This window comes from Pseudoalteromonas sp. SANK 73390 (assembly GCF_054966645.1).
In genome coordinates, this window is record NZ_ARPN01000053.1 from 1 (window position 1) to 19,699 (window position 19,699).

General features: G+C 40.8%; 11 protein-coding genes and 1 pseudogene. 6 read left to right on the forward strand and 6 right to left on the reverse strand.

The window, feature by feature from the left end; genetic code table 11:
• Window positions 1-209 precede the first annotated feature (209 nt).
• The gene (locus SANK73390_RS06925; protein WP_261592486.1) at window positions 210-1,049 is read right to left on the reverse strand and encodes an HDOD domain-containing protein; all 840 of its coding nucleotides are present in this window, start codon (window positions 1,047-1,049) and stop codon (window positions 210-212) included.
• Between the two features lie 221 nt (window positions 1,050-1,270).
• Between SANK73390_RS06925 and SANK73390_RS06930 the strand changes: the two are divergent.
• Window positions 1,271-2,955: pseudogene (locus SANK73390_RS06930) on the forward strand (dipeptidyl-peptidase 3 family protein).
• Window positions 2,956-3,030: 75 nt separating this feature from the next.
• Here SANK73390_RS06930 and SANK73390_RS06935 read toward each other — a convergent pair.
• From SANK73390_RS06935 to dinB, 3 genes are all read right to left on the reverse strand, one after another.
• Complete coding sequence (locus tag SANK73390_RS06935; RefSeq protein ID WP_462764910.1) at window positions 3,031-4,563, reverse strand: M17 family metallopeptidase; 1,533 nt, start codon at window positions 4,561-4,563, stop codon at window positions 3,031-3,033.
• A 71-nt stretch (window positions 4,564-4,634) separates the two neighbouring features.
• Window positions 4,635-6,320 carry a carbon starvation CstA family protein gene (locus tag SANK73390_RS06940; RefSeq protein ID WP_462764912.1) on the reverse strand — a complete coding sequence of 562 codons (1,686 nt, stop codon included), beginning with the start codon at window positions 6,318-6,320 and terminating at the stop codon, window positions 4,635-4,637.
• 76 nt (window positions 6,321-6,396) lie between these two features.
• On the reverse strand, window positions 6,397-7,458 hold the full coding sequence (gene dinB / locus SANK73390_RS06945; RefSeq protein ID WP_462764914.1) for a DNA polymerase IV: 1,062 nt from the start codon (window positions 7,456-7,458) through the stop codon (window positions 6,397-6,399).
• Window positions 7,459-7,596: 138 nt separating this feature from the next.
• On the opposite strand from dinB, the gene SANK73390_RS06950 reads away from it, so the two are divergent.
• From SANK73390_RS06950 to SANK73390_RS06960, 3 genes are all read left to right on the forward strand, one after another.
• Window positions 7,597-8,649 carry an aldo/keto reductase gene (locus SANK73390_RS06950; RefSeq protein WP_462764916.1) on the forward strand — a complete coding sequence of 351 codons (1,053 nt, stop codon included), beginning with the start codon at window positions 7,597-7,599 and terminating at the stop codon, window positions 8,647-8,649.
• A 148-nt stretch (window positions 8,650-8,797) separates the two neighbouring features.
• On the forward strand, window positions 8,798-9,304 hold the full coding sequence (locus tag SANK73390_RS06955; protein WP_462764918.1) for an NUDIX hydrolase: 507 nt from the start codon (window positions 8,798-8,800) through the stop codon (window positions 9,302-9,304).
• Between the two features lie 266 nt (window positions 9,305-9,570).
• Window positions 9,571-10,335 carry a substrate-binding periplasmic protein gene (locus SANK73390_RS06960; RefSeq protein WP_462764920.1) on the forward strand — a complete coding sequence of 255 codons (765 nt, stop codon included), beginning with the start codon at window positions 9,571-9,573 and terminating at the stop codon, window positions 10,333-10,335.
• On the opposite strand, the gene SANK73390_RS06965 is transcribed toward SANK73390_RS06960, so the two are convergent.
• The gene (locus tag SANK73390_RS06965) at window positions 10,320-11,033 is read right to left on the reverse strand and encodes an SIMPL domain-containing protein (RefSeq protein WP_462764922.1); all 714 of its coding nucleotides are present in this window, start codon (window positions 11,031-11,033) and stop codon (window positions 10,320-10,322) included. The two genes, SANK73390_RS06960 and SANK73390_RS06965, sit on opposite strands and share 16 nt — an antisense overlap.
• A 519-nt stretch (window positions 11,034-11,552) precedes the next feature.
• On the opposite strand from SANK73390_RS06965, the gene SANK73390_RS06970 reads away from it, so the two are divergent.
• Complete coding sequence (locus SANK73390_RS06970) at window positions 11,553-14,231, forward strand: bifunctional acetate--CoA ligase family protein/GNAT family N-acetyltransferase (RefSeq protein ID WP_462764924.1); 2,679 nt, start codon at window positions 11,553-11,555, stop codon at window positions 14,229-14,231.
• Entirely contained in the window at window positions 14,225-15,172 is a 948-nt protein-coding gene (locus SANK73390_RS06975; protein WP_462764926.1) for an ion transporter, read from the forward strand. Before SANK73390_RS06970 ends, SANK73390_RS06975 begins: the two co-directional genes overlap by 7 nt.
• A gap of 17 nt (window positions 15,173-15,189) precedes the next feature.
• Here SANK73390_RS06975 and SANK73390_RS06980 read toward each other — a convergent pair whose 3' ends face one another.
• Window positions 15,190-19,695: an EAL domain-containing protein gene (locus SANK73390_RS06980; RefSeq protein ID WP_462764927.1), complete on the reverse strand. Its 4,506-nt coding sequence runs from the start codon at window positions 19,693-19,695 to the stop codon at window positions 15,190-15,192.
• Between the last annotated feature and the right edge of the window lie 4 nt (window positions 19,696-19,699).

Consider the following 19,699-nt stretch of genomic DNA (forward strand, 5'->3'; position numbering starts at 1 on the left):
TAGCATAGTTACTCTATGTAAGTCAGGTGATAACGTAGAAAAAATGCCCGAATGGCGCAGCCCAAAGGGTTCACCAAAGGCTTCCATTACTTTGTCATTCGCAACTAACATAAATTATTATGCTGCATTGCTCATTTCGCGTAATGAAAGCCTTTGATTTGAACAAAATCCATACCTCAAAGATCAACAACCCCTAGTTCAATGCTTATTTATGCAAACATCGATTTCACATCTTCAAGCAAGGCTTGATACTCTTCACTCGTAAACATATCCACAGAGCGAACAATTCCTTTTTGCTCGTAAATACTTAGCGACGCTGCTTTATCTGATACTTGTAAAATCCCTTCTAATATTGCGCCAACACGAATAAAGTCTACATAGCTGTCTTGTTCAGGTTTATAATTAGGATTAGACCAGCTCTCTGCTACTTCTACAAACTCTTCTGTAAAACCCCATTCACGCATAATCGCACCACCAATTTTTCCTGCCAACTTTTGAATTGCATGTGCTAAAAAACTCGGGTTAGCGAATACCTCAGGGTGTCGCTCTGCTTCGGTTAGAATAGGAAGAACACCAATATTAAAAACTAACGACGCCAAAGTAATCGTATCTTTATTAAGTGAGGTATGTTTATTAACTTTAAGGTAAAAATCCATGGTTGTGATAGCTTGGCATGCCACCTTTAAGGTTTTTTGCCATGCTTTATCCATGTAAGTTTTAATCAGTTTATTATTAGAAACGAACAATTGCTCCATCGCCATTGCTGTTGCAATATTTTTAATTTGCCTAAGCCCAATACGAGTGACAGCTTGGTTAAGTGTATTAACTTTAACTGAGCGGCCCATAAAAGCGCTGTTCGCTACTTTAATCATTCGCGCTGATAACGCAGGATCATGAGATATAGCATCAGCCATTTGCATCAAGTTAACTTCCGGATCATCTGCGGCTTGGCGGACTCTAACCGCCACATCAGGTAAGGTAGGCAACACTAAAGTATCATTATTTATTCTATCAATAAGGATGGTAAGTAAGGCATTCTCTGTTGACATAGGTTCGATTCCAAAACGGCTTATTAGCATTAAAGTACTGTTGTTATATGGTTTTAGTATTGTCTAACATCGCCATAAAGTTAAGAAATATACATAAAAATATTTCTCTTGCGCTCACTTAGAGCCTTTTCTAATAATTGCACCGCATCTGTGCAGAATATTTTTAACGAATAAGGTAAAGTAGACTCGCATTTTTTCTAATAACAATCAAAGAGAGCAACATGAGACTTTCTAAAATCAGCCAAGCATTCATTATTGCCAGTACACTTGCATTAAGCGCATGCTCAGACCCTGCAAGCACCGTAACCAAAGTTCAAGGCTCACAGCAAAAACAACCTAGCTATGAACTAATCAACACGCCACAATCTCGATTAGATATTTACACCGAAGTTACGTTACAAACTGACCTATCACACCTAAGTAATAACCAAAAAAAATGATAGCCAAACTGATAGATGCATCTAAATTAATGGATGACCTATTTTGGAAGCAAAGCTTTGCAATGGATAAAGACACTTTTTTAAGCCGTATTAAAGATGAAAAAGTGCGTAAGTTTGCCGATATTAACTACGGTCCTTGGGATAGGCTAGACGGCGACAAAGTTTTCTTAAATGGCTTTGAAAATAAAGCGCCGGGTGCTGAGTTTTACCCTCACGATATGACTAAAGAAGAGTTAAATAACTCAGATTTAAAAGACAAAAAAGGCCTATACTCAATCGTTAAGCGCGATGAGCAGGGTAAACTTCATACTCTTCCCTATTCTAAAATTTATGAAAAAGAGCTATCTCAAGCCGCTCAGCTTTTACGAGAAGCCAGTAAACTGGCCGATGATAAAGAATTTGCTAATTACCTAACATTACGCGCCGATGCGCTATTAAACAACAGTTACCAAACGTCTGACTTCGCTTGGATGGATATGAAAAATAACCCTATCGATGTGGTTATTGGTCCAATTGAAACATATGAAGATCAATTATTTGGCTATCGAGCTGGGTTTGAGTCATATGTACTTGTCAAAGATTTAGCATGGAGTGAGCGTTTAGCCAAGTTTGCCGCTTTCTTACCTGAGCTACAAACAGGCTTACCAGTTGATGAGAAGTACAAACAAGAAGTACCCGGTTCTGATGCTGATTTAAATGCTTATGATGTCATTTACTATGCTGGTCACTCAAATGCTGGTAGCAAAACAATTGCCATCAACTTGCCAAATGACGAGCAAGTTCAGCTAGAAAAAGGCACTCGCCGCCTACAACTTAAAAATGCTATGCGTGCTAAGTTTGACAAAATAATGTTACCGATAGCAGATCAACTTATTGTGCCAGAGCAGCGCAAACATATCACCTTCGATGCATTCTTTGCTAATACCATGTTCCACGAAGTAGCACATGGGTTAGGTATAAAAAACACCATAACAAACAAAGGAACTGTCCGCCAATCTTTGCAAGAACACGCAAGCGCGCTTGAAGAAGGCAAAGCTGACATTTTAGGTTTGTATATGGTTGAGCAGTTACTAAATAAAGGCGAAATCACAGAAGGTACTATCGAAGATTACTATGTTACTTTTATGGCTGGGATCTTCCGCTCGGTACGTTTTGGTGCTTCTAGTGCTCATGGTAAAGCGAACATGATCCGTTTTAACTTTTTCAAAGAACAAGGTGCATTTTCAAAAAATTCGCAAGGCCATTACAAGGTTGATATGCAGAAAATGGCTGTTGCTATGGAGAAACTATCAAACCTAATTATAACTTTACAAGGTGATGGTGATTATCAAAAAGTTGATCAACTTATTGCAACACATGGGGATATTAAAACTGAGCTGGCGGCCGATTTAGAAAAGCTCTCTAAAGCGAATATTCCTGTTGACGTAACGTTCAAGCAAGGTAAATCAGTACTAGGACTTAAATAAGTACCAGTCATTTTACTACATAACTTAAAAAGGGCACATTAAGTGCCCTTCCTATTAAAACTTGAAAAAATAAGCTTACAAGCAGTAACGAGCAAATAAGCTACTGACTGTTGCCGCAGTCGGTTTACCGTGTTGCCAATCGCCACCTTCCACACCGCTGCCTGCAATGTCCATATGCACATACGGCAATGGTAAATCTGAATCACTACCGTGTTTGTCTAAACCACCAACAATCGCCAAAAATGCCATTGGGAATTGATGACCGCGGGCAGTCACTGCCGATGGTGCATTGTTACTTGATAATACATCATCCGCCAAGGTACGAGGTTTCACAAAGTCATAGTCTTCGCGGCGACTACGCGATAATTCAGCGCCATCACCCCACAAATCACCAATATCCGCTAGCTGACGAGATACACCTATTGCTCGTGCAGGACCATTTTCAACATAAGCACTATATGGCCCCACCGCTCGTGCTGCATGACCTGTAAGCGTTGCAACTGTAAATAGCTCTGGATTGATTGCTGATTTAGCCAGCTCTTTCATTTCGCTTAATAAATCACCCATTGCCAAACGACCTTCTGCATCAGTATTACCAATACGTACCTTCAACCCTTCACGACAAGTGATAATTTCATCTGGTACGAAGCAGTCAGAACCAATTGAATTACGTACTACGGCTAAATAGGCTATCACTTTAACGCCAGCGGGTTGGTAATCAGCTACCGCTTTCATAAAACCTGCAACCGAGGCAGCTCCGCCTTTATCACGGCTCATTCCTGCCATAAAACCACCCACTTTAAGGTCAGCCCCCCCGGTGTCATACACCAACCCTTTACCAACAAACATCAGTGTGCGTTTTACTTCATCGCTTGGTGTATAAACCAACTTTACAACACGAGGATGATGTCGCTCTACAGCATAAGAAGCACGAGCTACAGTGCCAAGCATAGGGTATTGCTGCTCTATCGTATTAATATCCGAAATAACATCGACTGATACTGAAGTACCTGCAAATAACTCAACACAGTAATCAGCAAATTTTGGCGGTGCCATACGTTCAGGCTCGGTACCACACAAATCACGGGCAGCATATTGACCCGCAGCTATGGCATTTAACTGCTTACACAGTGTCTCATCAGCCCCTAGCATGCTAATTTCAGTCATTGGCTCGATGCTTTGACCACGATACTCACGCGCTTCTAGTGGCTGCCATAGCGCTTGGCACGCGCCTAAATAGGCCACTTGTAGGGCATTTTGATAACGAACATCTTTAGGCATACCGACAACATGCAAGACAGGCGCTTTGCAACCGGCTGCTTTGGCTTCACTAATGGCTGATTTTGCCGCATCAAAAACACGGCGTACATCATCATAATCGCGGTTTAATGGGCCTGTTGGTGACACTATCAAGCGCTTTCCAGGCAGTTCATCTGCAAGCACCAAAGTTGCTTTACTCGAAATTCTAGCATCGACGGCTAAATAAGGTGCAACAGCCTTATTGAGGCGTTCATCATCAAGGTTATGAACGTCAGCAGCAATGACTATCACTGCATCTGCATTATTATTGACTAAGTCACTACACGGTAGCGCAAAAGGAAAAGACATAAAAAAGGCCCTTAGTTACAAAATAAGGGCCCGATTATGGGTTATTTAATAATGCTTTGCCAGTAAAGTCGCTATTGTGCAGATGAACTTACAGCTTTAGTACGATGATATTTAGTTATCACAGACCACGCTTCTAACATTACCAACACACTGACAACCAATACGATTAAATCTAATACTACCAGCAACCAATTACCTTGCTGGTAGTATTCTTGCAATTTAATCACACCAGCAAAAAATGCCATTAGTAATACAAAACTCATAGGGATCAAGGTGTATTTAGCTGAACGGCCGAGCTTTATTAAATATACTGAGATAACTAACAAAGTAAGACTGGCTAGTATTTGATTAGTTGAACCAAACAATGGCCATATAATCATACCTCCGCTGCCCGATGCTCCACCAGCCCCAAAAGCAAGTAGCAAACAACACCCAATAGCGATTAGTGTGGCTACAATGCTATTTTTTAATAGTGACAACTGATAAATATCACCCCACTCTTGAATAATATAACGCTGCAATCGCACACCTGAGTCCATGGTTGTCCCCGCAAAAAGCACCACCATCACTGCCAGCAATGTCGCCGCAACTTCTGCCGAAATGCCCCAACCACTGCTGATTAAATTAGAGCCTCCAGTAATAAACGCCCCCACACTACCCGCCCCTAAATGGCTGTATATTTCATGCCATTGCTCAGGCGACATTGCTAGCATTACGCCGCTCACTGCAACTAAGGTAATTAAAGCCAAAGCCCCCTCACCGACTGCACCTAAATACCCGACAAATCGTCCATCGGTTTCTTTATTTAACTGTTTTGAACTGGTACCTGAGGACACAATGCCATGAAAGCCGGAAACAGCACCGCATGCTATGGTGACAAATAATAAGGGTATGATGCTGGGTGTTTCGGCAACGACCTGCGTATTAAATGCCGGGGCTGTGATATCTGGCATAACCACAAATACCGCACCATAAAGCAATATCAGACCAACTAATAATTGCATACCATTGATAAAGTCTCTCGGTTGTAAAAGCATCCATACTGGCAATAAAGATGCTACAGCAGCATAGATGAATAAAATCACAATCCAATTGGCTTTATCACTAAGACCAAACATCTCTGTTGGCAATGCCAAGGGCATGCTTGAGCCCATGTAGATAGTGGCATATAAAATAGCAACGCCAATTATACACAACGGTACTAACGGCACTTTGCGCTTGAGTAGTTGCCCTATAACCAAAGCCACAGCGATTGCAGCCCAAGCTGGCAATACCGCACTAGGATTTGCCACAAATGAGTTGGCAATAACGACACCAAATACAGCATTCACCATTAATAACACCAGAAAAACCACAATCATAAATAAAGCACGGGTACGCTTACCAATGACGGTTTCAGAAAGTGCCCCCATTGACTTACCCTGATGACGCGAACTGGCCCACAATGCCCCCATATCATGAATTCCGGCAAAGAATATGGTGCCAATGACCACCCATAACACCGCAGGGACCCATCCCCAATACACTGCAATTGCAGGCCCAACAATGGGAGCAGCTCCCGCAACAGACGTGAAATGATGACCCCAAAGTACCACTTTGTTGGTAGGCACAAAATCTACACCATCATTTAACTCATGGGCCGGAGTGACAAAAGTGTCATCCATCTTAAAAATTTTTTCAGCAATAAATTTGGAATAAACAAACCAACCGAATAGCATCCCGATGATGCCAAACATGACTATCACAATTGACTGCATTGTGGGCTCCCGTGCTCATTATTGTATTAATATAATTTTAGAAATTAACACAGTTAACAAATAATGCACTTACCTTTTAGTCGCAATCAAACAAACCTAGCTGAGCTTGGCTATTTTTAGTATCAATAAGCCCAATATTAATACCAATCAAGCGAACTGGCTTATTTGGGTAGCGCACAAGCAAGTCTTGTAATAGCGCGACCAGTACCTCAACATTTAAGCTATCATATTGGCATTCTTTACTCACTGATTGAAAATCAAAAAACTTAACCTTTACGCCTAGCTTGTTCATACCACGTGTTTGCAAGTACGATTGTGAACGCCGAGTCAGTTCAGGAAACAACGACTCAATAAGCCGCCGTGTTAACTCTTCTCCATCACTGGTGTCTTCACTGAATGTCGTTTCAACTCCAACCGACTTTCTTACGCGATGAGTTTCCACTTGGCGTTCATCAATGCCATTGCAGCGACGCCATAAAACCAACCCAAACTTACCAAAACGTTGATACAAAAAATCTTCACTACTGGCTTTTATATCGCAACCGTACTGAAAGCCCAATGCCAATAGTTTTTGCTGGGTGACTTTGCCTACTCCTGGTATTTTTTTTAAAGGCAGCGTATCAATAAAATCATGCACCTCATTGGGTGTTATCACAAACTGTCCATTTGGCTTGTTTTCATCACTGGCTATCTTTGCTAAAAATTTAATCGATGCAATACCTGCCGAGGCCGTAAGGCCAGTTTCACGCTCAATATCGGCCCGTATTTGCTGTGCAATTAAAGTTGCACTGCCACCAAACTCACCGCAATCAGTTACATCTAAATATGCTTCATCTAAGGACAGCGGTTCTATCAGTTGCGTATAACGAGTAAATATTGCTCTTATTTGTGCTGATACCGCTTTATAAACCGCCATCCTGCCAGGCACAATTACTAATTGAGGGCACAGCTTTTTTGCTTGATAATTAGACATTGCAGAGCGCACGCCATATTCACGCGCTAGGTAATTAGCCGTAGACAAAACCCCTCGATGACTACTGCCACCAATTGCCATCGGAATATTAGTCAGCTTAGGATTGTCTCGCATTTCAACTGCTGCATAGAAACAATCCATATCAATATGTATGAATTTGCGCATCATCAAACAACTGTGTTTATATACAGCTTATTATGCCCATAATTTTACCCCTGTTGCAACTTTTACTCGTGCCCTGAATGCACTAAACTGGGTAAGTCTTGACGTTAACGTCGAATCTAACTTTAACAAGGATTTAGCATGCAATTTAGTCGACTCGGTAGTAGCACACTCGATGTATCAAGAGTGTGCTTGGGCAGTATGACCTGGGGTTTGCAAAACAATCAGCATGATGCAGACGAGCAAATTAACTACGCACTCAGCCATGGTGTTAATTTTATAGATACCGCTGAGCTTTATGCGATTCCCCCCTCTGCGAATACATATGGTAAAACCGAATCAATCATCGGTAATTGGTTAGCACGACATCGTGAAAAGCGAGAGCAGTTGATACTGGCAACCAAAATTTCAGGCAGTGGCGTAAGCTGGATTAGAGAAGGCGCGCCAATCACAGGACAAGCAATTTTGCAGGCAGTTGATGACTCTTTGCAGCGTTTGAATACTGATTATATCGACCTTTATCAACTACACTGGCCTAATCGAACTTCACCTCATTTTGCCAAGCATTGGCCTGGTATGGTGACATTCTCTGACGTTAACCGAGATCAAGAAGTTGCCGCGATGCTAGATATTTTACAAGCCCTTCATGCTTGTATTGAACAAGGTAAAATTCGTAACTGGGGATTATCAGATGATACCACTTGGGGGATCAACACCTATTTGCGCCTAAGCTCACAACATAACCTTGCCAAACCGGTTGCCATTCAAAACGAATTTAACTTATTACACACAAAAGACTGGCCTTATCTAATTGAAAACTGCGTGCACGAAGACATTGCATTTTTACCTTGGTCTCCCCTAGCTGCGGGTTCGTTAACGGGTAAATACCTCAATGGTGCGCGCCCTGAAGGGTCTCGTTGGACACATATGCAGCGCAATGGGTTATTTAGAGATACGCTCCAAGCCAATCAAGCAATTGAGGCATATACAAAGCTTGCTCAACAATTTGGTATAACACCAGCACAGTTAGCACTCGCTTGGGTTAATCAAGTGGATGGGGTCACTTCAACCATTATTGGCGCCACCTCAATGTCACAGTTAAAAGAAAACATACAGGCTTTCGATCTTAATTTAACAGGTGAGCAAATTAAAGCTGTGCATGAAGTGCTGCACCACTTTCCCTCTCCTTATTAACTTTGTTGTATTAAAAGCCTTAATTTGAACAAACCCCAAGCTTCCCCCTAAGGCCCTTGTATGGGCCTTTGCGCAGCTAAAACATTAACCTTTGTTTGCACATACCGTATAATTGGCTATCAAAATATACCACTAGATATCCGTTATAATGCAGCAATTAAATCCAACCACTGTCAATACGCTACCTGGCACTCATTTTACTCGCCATACAACTCGAGCCATTGTACTTGATGGTGAGAAGATTTTGTTGTTATACACCGCCCGCTATGACGATTATTCACTACCAGGTGGCGGCATTGATAAAAACGAAACCTTAGAACAAGCATTACTTAGGGAACTACAAGAAGAAACTGGCGTAGAAAGTATCGTTAATATCAGAGAGTTTGGTCGGTACGAGGAGTACCGTGTTTGGTACAAACATGATTATGACAATATCCACATCATATCAAATTGTTATATTTGTGAAATATGCGGCCAATTCAACCAGCCTCAAATGGAAGACTACGAGCAAGCAAATGGCATGAAGCCAGTTTGGGTAAACATTAATGAAGCAATTGCACACAACCAGCGCACCTTAAAAAACAGCGAAAAAAAAGGCCAGTCTTTGATTAGAGAGCTCTATTTATTACAGAAAATTAAAACTGACCTAATGTAATACCATTAAATAAATTACCAGATATTTCGATAGATAAATGACTTAGTAACAAGGCGAAAGCTACGGTATGTCATTATTCTAAATGGGTCACTTTTAACTCGGTTAATGAGTCAGTTAGCTCGCTAGAATGGTCGATGTTGTAATAAAATGGGTATAATAGATCAAGTACTTTAAAAAGATAAATGCGATGTGCCTTTGTGTGCTATTTAGTCATGTACGCTAACCCATAAACAATCTACAATGGGAAGTTGAACACTGGAGGTAGTATGGCGTTGAGATTTTTTCATTGTATTTTAATCACTGTGCTTGTGAGCATAGTCTCAAAGGCACAAGCACTCATATTTTATGCAGAAGACTTACCCCCATACCATTTTAAAAACGCCCAAGGGCAAATATCTGGAGCCCTTGTAGAAATAACACATGCCGCATTAAAACACGCAGAACTTGATGGCACATTCTCCATCATGCCTATGGCGCGTGCCTATAAAGAGCTACAAGAAGACCCTAATGCGCTGATGCTTTCTTTAATCAAAACCCCCGAACGAGCCAGAGAGTTTAAATGGATTGCACAAAGCTATTTTGCTGATGCATACTTAGTAAGCTTAGCGAGTAACCCAATCAATCCACAAACTCTCGAAGCAGCACAAAACTTAAGAGTAAGTACCATTCGAGGCTATTCTAGTGCTCGCTTTTTGCAACAAGCTGGGTTCAGTGAAGAAGAAAACCTGGTGCTTGTCGGTCACTACACACAACTTTGGCAACTGCTTTATAAAAAGCGTATTGATCTTGTTCTCACCAACACGCTAACACTTGAAAACGAGATTATACGCAGTGGCTTAAACCCTAAACTTATCGAGAAAAAACTGCATTTAACAGGACTTTCCTCAGATCTTTGGCTTAGTGCAAACATTAAATTAGACCCAAAAATCGCTCAAAAGCTCAGTGCCGCTATGGAGCATATTAAAAAAAGTGGTGTTTATGCGCAAATACTCACTCGCTGGCAACTGCCTGTGCCTCAATCTGACAAGTAGTATTCAACACTTGTGACAACACGCACAGTTTTGATTTGAGGTGTATTGCTATCTCTGTCACTAATACTGAATTGCCCTTGGCGCGCTGATTTTATTTTACCAAGTTGAGAGTCTGAATCCTTAGCAAATTTAAGTGCCACTTCACGTGCCTTTTGCGTTGCCTCTTGCACCATTTTAGGTTTGATATCATTAAGACCTGTAAACATATATTCAATCCGGTTTTGATAGTCATCTTGAGTAATCGCTATTCCCTGCTTTGCCAATGTACTTAATTGACCCAACGCAAGCTTAACTTTATCTGGTTGATGGCTAAACACAGTCAGACCTGATTTAGCAACATAGCGAAAACCTCGCTCATTTTGACCATATTCTTGTGCATACTTATCTACAATTGAGGGTGTTGCTTGGCTCACCTCACTTTCATTAAAACCATGTAAAGTTAAAAATGCCCGAATAGCTGAGTTTTTCTCCTCAAGTCTTGCTACCAACGCTTCCAAGTTATTATCAGCATCTTTGTAAAATACCGGCCAAATCACCGTATCAGCCATCACTTCTTGCTCTGCTAGACCTTTGACCTGCACCGTTCTTTCCATACTTTTTATATCTTGAAATGTTTGCGCTATCAGCCAAGTACTTAGTACTAAACCTAACGCCAGTATGCCCGCAGCCCCGATATGCTTATCCAATGCTTCATTCATTTTTATTGCTCCAAATAAGTTGCTAGATCAAACTATCACTGATTATGGCTCGATCAATAACCAAAAACTGATTAAAGTGATAACTCACCAAAGTTTTCAACTTTTGAGCTGATGAGTTTAACTACTTGTATCTGAATGCCTCATGTATCCAAGCTAGGGCATGTTGACATATGAGGTATGAATTTTGTGCACATCAAAGGCTTTCAATACGCCAAATGAGCAATGCAGCATAATAGTTCATAAACAAACAACAAAGATAAGCACGCTCTAAGTCTCAATCAAGATTTAGTACTTAATCTCAGGTTTGGATAAGGGTTTTGTAATAGAGAATATTTTTCAACAGATGTTACGTACAATCCAATGATGATATTTTGTTCAATATCAAGGCAATTTTATGCAGTAATAACGTGCTATTGCAAATGAAAGCAACGCCGAGAGTGTGAAAAATAGCTTTATTGGGCAAATTCGCTTATCCAGAGCTGAGATTACTTAACCATATGGATTAAAACAGGAAAATAAATGAGCGTTAAACAAATAGGGCAATTTTTAAATCCACGCTCCGTGGCCGTGATCGGTGCCTCAAACTCACCCGAGCGTGCTGGATTTGTGGTCATGCGCAATTTACTGCAAGGTGGCTTTAAAGGCCCAATCATGCCTGTCAGCCCTAAACACAAAGCGGTACATGGGGTACTAGCATATACGAGTATTAACGCCTTACCACAGCCTCCTGAACTTGCGGTTATTTGTACTAATAAGCATACTCTGGAACCGCTACTCAAACAGTTAAGTGATATCGGTTGTCAAAACGTAGTGATCATCGCTGCAGGTTTAAATAGCAAGCAAAAAATCGCGATAAAAAAGGTAACTAAGCGTCACAATATCCAATTACTTGGGCCCAATTGCTTAGGGCTACTCGTGCCACATATTGGGCTCAATGCAAGCTTCTCTCATACTGTGGCCACCTCAGGAAAACTGGCTTTTGTTTCTCAATCAGCTGCTGTGTGCTCAACTATATTGGACTGGGCACAAAGTAAGCGCATTGGTTTTTCCTATTTTGTCTCTGTTGGGGATTGCTTAGGAATTGATTTTGATGAACTGCTGGATTTTCTCGGCCGTGATGCAAGAACCAAAGCGATATTATTATATATAGACAATATCGATGATGTTAGACGATTTATCTCTGCAGCCAGAGCTGCGGCCTTTAGCAAACCCGTCATTGTTATTAAAACAGGCAGAACCCAAGCTGGGGCAGAAGCGGCCTATATACACACTGGTGGTAAAACTTCAGACGATACGGTGTATGATGCCATGTTTCAACGTGCTGGTATGCTTAGAGTGAATGATTTACGAGAGTTATTTGCTGCCACCCAAACACTGGCTTTACACCCCAAACTTTTACAAGTAGAGCACCTTTGTATTTTAACTAATGGCGGCGGGCCCGGTGTGATGGCTGTTGATACTTTACTGCAGCGCTCTGGCAAGCTTGCACAACTTGATACAAAAACACGTGCCGCATTGAATGCCATAATACCGCAATCAGATAAAACATCTAACCCCGTAGATTTGTTTGGCGACTCCTCCCCGCAACGCTATCAAAAGGCACTTGAGATCCTGCTAAAAGCGCCAGAAGTAAAAAACTTGCTGATCATTCACTCGCCATCAGCGCTGGCACCTAGTGAAGAATATGCAAAAATTATCGCAACGACTTTACAGACAATTCCTAAAATGGCGCGCCCTTTTGTTATGACCAATTTTATGGGTGAAAGTGCGGCTTACTCAGCAAGGGATATTTGCGCTGATAATGACATTCCAACTTACCGCACGCCAGAAGGTGCTGTAGGTGCATTTATGCATTTAATCAGTTATCGTCGAAATCAAAAGCATTTAACCCAAACACCAGAGTCCAAAAGCGACAATAAACAAATCAATGCAAAAGCCGCGAAAAAAACAATTCAGTCTTTATTAAAACAAGGATATGCCTCACTATCCACACACTTGGCGCATCAGCTACTTTGTCATTATGATATTGATTGCACAGAAACGCGCGTCGCGTTAACACCTACTGAAGCAAAAGAGCAATCCATTGAACTTGGTTTTCCTGTAGCACTTAAATTAATCAGCCCATCAATAGCCTCTAAGTCAGAAGTAGGTGGTGTTGTGCTAAATTTAAACGACAGTAACGAAGTAGAGCAAACTGCGTTCGCGATGCTGTTACGTATCAAAAACGCTTATCCTGATGCGCTTATTGAGGGCTTTTCACTGCAGAAAATGGCACCCCGGGCCGGTGCGCAAGAGTTGCGAATAGCGGTAAAAACTGAACCAAACTTTGGTCCAGTTATTTTACTTGGTGAAGCTGGAACTGGACTTGAGTTTTCGCAAGCTGCAGTGGCACTACCGCCATTAAATATGAACTTGGCTAAATACCTGATTGCCGCAGCACATGATAAAGGGGTACTTAAAGAGCGTGCAATACCAGATAAGGTTGATAAATATCGACTCTGTGATTTACTCACGCGTATATCACAATTAGTGATTGACCAACCTGATATATGGTCTATTGAACTCAACCCAGTCCTTGCCAGTTGTGGCCAGTTTTTAGTACTTGATGCCAATATTACCTTAGCTCCCTATCAACCCACATTAGGTAAAAAGCGCTTAGTAATAAGACCATACCCTAAAGATTTAGTACAAAATGTTACCTTAAAAAATGGTCAGAGCGCCATTTTGAGGCCCATAAAACCAGAAGATGAACGCGCCCATCAAGAGTTTGATCAATCTTTGTCAAAAGAAGATCGTTACCGTCGATTTTTTGGTGAACTACCGCAATTTAACCACGAACAACTCGCTAAAATGACACAAATCGATTATGACCGAGAAATGGCATTTATTATCATTGAACCATACAAAAGTAGTTATCGAACGCTGGGAGTATCTCGCCTTTTGATTGAGCCAGATAATTCAAGTGCAGAGTTTGCAGTAATTGTGCGCTCTGATTCTCAAGGGTTAGGTCTTGGACGATTATTAATGAGTGCTATCATTGACTATGCAGCGCAACAAGGGATCTTATTACTCAGTGGTATTACATTGCCAGAAAATGGCGGTATGATCGAATTAGCTAAAAAGCTCGACTTTACCGTTACTCGTGACTTTGAAGAAGGCACTATTAATATGGAGTTAAAATTAAACTCATTATGCTAACTATTTATCGTGGAAAAATAGCCACCATACTTGAAGGTAGTGGCAAATACTATCATGTAGGGCGCTATCTAGATCTCTTTTTAATTGCCCTGATTATGACCAATGTTGTCGCTATTGTGTTCGAATCGGTACCAAACCTTGCAAAGCAATATCACGACTATTTTCTCCAACTCGAGCTCATCTCCGTCGCCATTTTTGCTATAGAGTATTTATTAAGGCTGTGGTGTTGTGTAGATAAAATTGAATATAAACATTTATCCTGCAGTAATATAAAAAAACGTCTCAAGTATTTTTGCTCTGCACTGGCAATCATTGATTTAATAGCTATTTTACCGACCTTGCTGATGGTATTCATCACTTTTGACTTACGTTTTTTAAGAGTTGTCAGGTTGTTACGTATCTTTAAGCTCACTCGCTATTCAAGGGCTATGCAACTGTTGTTAGCCGCCTTTAAAGAAGAGAGTAGTAGCTTAATGGCTGCGTTTTTTATCATGTCGGTTGTATTAATTATGGCGTCATGCGGTATCTACTTGCTCGAACATGACATACAACCCGATAAGTTCGGTTCTATTCCACAAGCTATGTGGTGGGCCATGGCAACACTAACCACGGTAGGGTACGGTGACGTTGTGCCCGTAACTGCCGCAGGGCGTGTTTTTGGCGGTGTTATCACCTTACTAAGTATGGGTATGGTAGCAATTCCCACAGGGTTACTTGCCTCTAGCTTTGCCGATCAACAGCGTAAAAGCCGCGATGCTTTTAATGAGGCTATCTTACATAGCTTAAGCGACGGGAAAATAGACCCAAACGAGCAAGAACACTTAGAAATGCTGCGTATAGAGCTTGGTTTAAGTCACGCAGAGGCTAATCAAGCGATAAAAATGATGAGTAGCCAACGTGTTCATGCTTTATATTGCAAGCATTGTGGTAACAAGTTGTAATTACAATATAAAAATCGTTAAGAAAAACTTGGTTGCCAGTTTTTCTCAAGCAAAACTGCAACTTGATCACCTGATTGAGGCGTACAAAAAAGTGAGCCTTGAAAGTAATCACACCCTAACATACGCAAAAATCTTAATTGAGCAGGTGTCGTTAAGCCCTCTGCAATACACTGCATACCTAAACTATGAGCCAGAGACAGGCTTGCATGCACTATCACTTCGTGTTCATTATCTACGCCAATTTCAGCAACAAAACTGCGGTCAATTTTCAATACATCAATTGGAAACTGCTTTAAATACGTCAAAGAGGCATAACCTGTACCAAAGTCATCCATAAATAATCGACAGCCCAGCACCTTAAGCTGATACATAATCTCTAAGACATGAGCAATATCGCTCATCATTACAGACTCAGTAATTTCAAATGCAATATATCGCCCTGCTACACCAGTGCGTGACAGAATGTCTTTAATTTGATTCAGTAATTTGGTGTTTTTAAAATCTGCCGCAGATAAATTCAACGCAATATATAATTGATCATCGTGACAATGCCACTGCTTTAATTCAATTAATGCTCGCTCCAATGTTCGCAGCCTAATTAAAGAGCATAAACCAGTTTTAGACACGCTCGCTTCGATGCTCTTAGCATCATATTGTAAAATATTAGGCCAATTTATAGAGACTTCAAAACCATCAATTTTTTTGCTGGTTCCATTAATAATCGGCTGATAACTATTTGAAAAATCACCATTATCTAGTAAACGGCGTAAGTCTTTTTCAAGTAAGAATGTACGTTGTACTTGCTTATTCATCTCTTGTTTGAAAAAGTGAACACCTGCATTTGGTTGATGCATAGCATGACTAAGTGCCAGTTTGGCATTTTGGCAAAGCGCAAACGCTTCAGTGCCATCCTCTGGCGCACTTGCAACCCCAATACACACATCCAAAGACAGCTCATGAGCACAAATAACCTTTGGCTTTTCAAATTGCTGTATGAGTTCACTGATATAGCGCGTTATTTCAGATACATCTTTGACCTGCTCTACTAATATGTAAAACTCTTGGCTTCCCTCAACACCAATGCTGTTTTGTTCACGGAAACTTTGCCGCAAAATACTCACAAGGTGGCGGGCAACATTGACATACTGCTCTGTTGAGAGTGTTTCTTGGTATCTTTTTAATCGCTTAAAACGCAGTGCTATCACGACAACTGGCACACCCTGTTGTGCCTGAGACAGCGCATGCTGCACTCGGTCAATGAATAATACTTTGTTAGGTAATTGCGTATGGACGTCATAGTTTGCTAATTGATAAAGCTCTTGCTCAGTGCGTTTTTGCGAACTTATATCTGTCATCACAACTACGTAGTTCTCAAGCTCACCATTTGAGCCTGGCACAGCACTGACTTTAATCAGCACAAAACATACCTCACCACTTGGCTGGGTTAAGCGCTCTTCTACACTATAATGCTCACCAGGCTTAAGTTGCGTCATTGCTCGAAGGTAACGCATTCGTACTTGACGACTCAAGCCTAGATTAAGCTTGGTACTAGAGTCTGGTTCAGCTTCAATTTCAAAGGCTTGCTGTAATGCTGTATTACATGCTTGTATACGTAAGTTCCTATCTAAGATAAAAACCCAGTCGCGTGTTTGCTCAAACGCAGCACCAAACAAACGCGCACGCTCTTCAAAAATACGCTCTCTTGTTAAGTTGGTATAAGTACCTGTTACTCGCTCAGGGATAGAATCACGCCAAGCCATCACTTTGCCATAATCCTTGTACCACCGCCAATACCCTTGCTTATGTTGTAGTCGATAAGTGCAATTAAAGGTTCCTTTATCGGTTGAGACAAACTCTAACCACTCAATTCTAAACAGCGCTCTATCACTGGGGTGAATAATTTTTAAATACTCATCAAATGTCACGTTATCATTTGGATACTCGAGTTCTGTTGTTAGCCTTGGCTGAAAAATAAAATGATTATCTAGTTGCCAATCCCATACCCCTGAACCACTGCTTTCCAATGCCAGCTTAAGCCTCGCCTCACTATTTTGAGTTTCTTTATGGGCTGCAATTATCATTTGCTCAACTTTGTTTTTCCTATACATCCATAAACTAAAACAAAGAAACGCAAATAAAATGTACGCAGCCAATGCCATTGGTGAGCGCCAAAAGTGGTATTTAACTTTTATGTTTAATTTAGCAGGCTGAGTATATTCGCCAGTTAATGGGTCTTTGGCCCATACTTTAAGTTGGTAACTACCCGGATTAAGCTTTGGAAATACAACTCGATTATTACTACGTGTTAATGTTTTTTGCCCACCAGATATTTGGTACTCAAACACCACCCGGTCTTGAAAGTTAAAGATCATCGCCGAAAATGCCACTTCCAAACCTAAATCGTCATAATCCAGTTCTAAGTGCTCAATTGCTTTTAGTCCATTTAACTCCAACTTACGCGACATTAGCTCTACAGAGGTAATAATCACTCTTGATAACAAAGGCTTTGTGGGTCGATTAATTGCTGGGTCAAACACCGTAAACCCTCTCAGTGAACCATATACAATACTGCCATCCTCAAGTTGCTCTGATGCCCCCCAATTAAATTCATTGGTGAACAACCCATCCTCAGTAGTAAATCGCTGCATATGTAAATTATCAGGGTCTAAACGCCAAATTCCTTTATGAGATGACATCCAAATCATGCCAGCGGCATCTTGGCGCATTTCATACATAGGCGTCTCTAGTTTTAGCTGTCGCAGATCAATCTGATGCGCCACTTCATAGCCATCAAGCGTAAGTCCAATAAGGCCCATATTTGACATCACTAACCACAATATATTGTTCTTATCTATCGTGTAAGTCAAAAGCATATCAGGTGATTGTTCATTTGCATTTGGCCCGGCATAGATTTGTTTTAAACTTTGCGTCTTTGGAATAAAGCGATAAAGTATCCCTCCGGAAAAAAACAAAGGTTGATCTGGTTTATCCCCTAAGGGAGCCATAAAACCATGCGATAAGAATGAGTCTTTATCTTGTAAATCACCCTCTAATCGAGACAGAGTCTGTTGCTCAATATCATAATGAAAAAAACCTTCATTATTGTTTACAAAATAAATATCACCGCTTGGCAACAATGTTATGCCAAATACAATATCTCGTATAATCTCTTGATTCTGAATACCTTCAACAGGTGGGCGTCTAATATTGTTAGTTTTGGGGTTAAAAACAAACAATCCACGATTGGTTACTAACCAAAACTCATCTTGGTATAAAAACAGCCGCAAAACAGAAAACTCAGGTAATACCGCTTCACCTAAGTAGCCTTTGAGGTAATTCGCTGTTTTTCCCGTTTTTGGGTTATAGCACGTTAAACCATCATTAGTCGCAGCCCAAATTTTGCCATCATACGCTTGCAAATCCCAAACATTACTATGAGAGAAACCCGCACCTTTAACGGTGAGCGCATTAACATTATTAAAATTAGACTGCTCTTTGGGTAAATAGAATGCGCCATCCATTTTTGTGGCAACCCATAATGCACCTTGCTGATCTTCAACAAAGTCAATAATACTCGTATCAGCCAAACTATATACACTTTGAGCTATACGGTGATCTCGGCTTATAGCTCGTGTATGTACGTCAAAATCTATTAAACCTTTATCTGTACCCAGTACTAATTTATTTGGCTTAGTCGTTATTTTCCATATATTTAAATCACTAATAAGCGTTTCATATTGCCAGCGGTTATCGGCATATCCAAACTGGTTTTCAAGCTGACTAATATCAACCTTATACAAACCTTGCACAGCACCAATTAGCAATGTTTCTGGGTCTAACAATGCCAATGATTTTGTGTATTTTTGAAACTCGTGCACCACCTTATCAATATGTTTAATAAGTAATAATTTCTTTAGCTTTTGGTGATAGACAAACACGCCTTCAGAGCTGGCTATAAATAAATAATCACCCACACTGAGTAAATCACGTGAAAATCCAGTCTCTTTATCAATAGGCAACTGAATTTCAACATTAATTTCCCCTGATTCTATATCAAGTACTGACACGTTATCGCCGCGAGCTAACCATAATTGCTGCTCGTTCTTTGATAACATATCATTCACGCCATATTGTAAAAATTCCAGCTCATTACGAGGTGGATTCATATATTTGCGAAAATTATCCTTTTGAGGGTCATAGCCGTGTAAACCAGCTGCACGCGATGCTATCCATACTCGGCCTTGCGGGTCTTGATAAATACTATCAATTACAGCTTCATCTAATACGCCTTGCGGCCCCTTAACAGTGAGTACTTGATAACCATCATAGCGATTTAGACCCCCTTCAGTTGATAGCCACAAAAAACCTTTGTTATCAATCATTAAAGTATTTACATAGCTTTGCGACAACCCTTCGGAGGGAGATAAACGAGTCACTTCTTGAGACGCATGAGCGTGTATTGCCACACTGCATAAAATGAGGGGGAACAGCAGTACTAAGAACCTTGAAAAGATGTTTTGCATATGT

Excerpts from the sequence above, each read along its gene's own strand:
- SANK73390_RS06980 (WP_462764927.1), bottom strand. The coding sequence starts at position 19,695 with ATGCAAAACATCTTTTCAAGGTTCTTAGTACTGCTGTTCCCCCTCATT.
- dinB (WP_462764914.1), bottom strand. The coding sequence starts at position 7,458 with ATGCGCAAATTCATACATATTGATATGGATTGTTTCTATGCAGCAGTT.
- SANK73390_RS06950 (WP_462764916.1), top strand. The coding sequence starts at position 7,597 with ATGCAATTTAGTCGACTCGGTAGTAGCACACTCGATGTATCAAGAGTG.
- SANK73390_RS06970 (WP_462764924.1), top strand. The coding sequence starts at position 11,553 with ATGAGCGTTAAACAAATAGGGCAATTTTTAAATCCACGCTCCGTGGCC.
- SANK73390_RS06940 (WP_462764912.1), bottom strand. The coding sequence starts at position 6,320 with ATGCAGTCAATTGTGATAGTCATGTTTGGCATCATCGGGATGCTATTC.
- SANK73390_RS06925 (WP_261592486.1), bottom strand. The coding sequence starts at position 1,049 with ATGTCAACAGAGAATGCCTTACTTACCATCCTTATTGATAGAATAAAT.
- SANK73390_RS06935 (WP_462764910.1), bottom strand. The coding sequence starts at position 4,563 with ATGTCTTTTCCTTTTGCGCTACCGTGTAGTGACTTAGTCAATAATAAT.
- SANK73390_RS06955 (WP_462764918.1), top strand. The coding sequence starts at position 8,798 with ATGCAGCAATTAAATCCAACCACTGTCAATACGCTACCTGGCACTCAT.
- SANK73390_RS06960 (WP_462764920.1), top strand. The coding sequence starts at position 9,571 with ATGGCGTTGAGATTTTTTCATTGTATTTTAATCACTGTGCTTGTGAGC.
- SANK73390_RS06975 (WP_462764926.1), top strand. The coding sequence starts at position 14,225 with ATGCTAACTATTTATCGTGGAAAAATAGCCACCATACTTGAAGGTAGT.
- SANK73390_RS06965 (WP_462764922.1), bottom strand. The coding sequence starts at position 11,033 with ATGAATGAAGCATTGGATAAGCATATCGGGGCTGCGGGCATACTGGCG.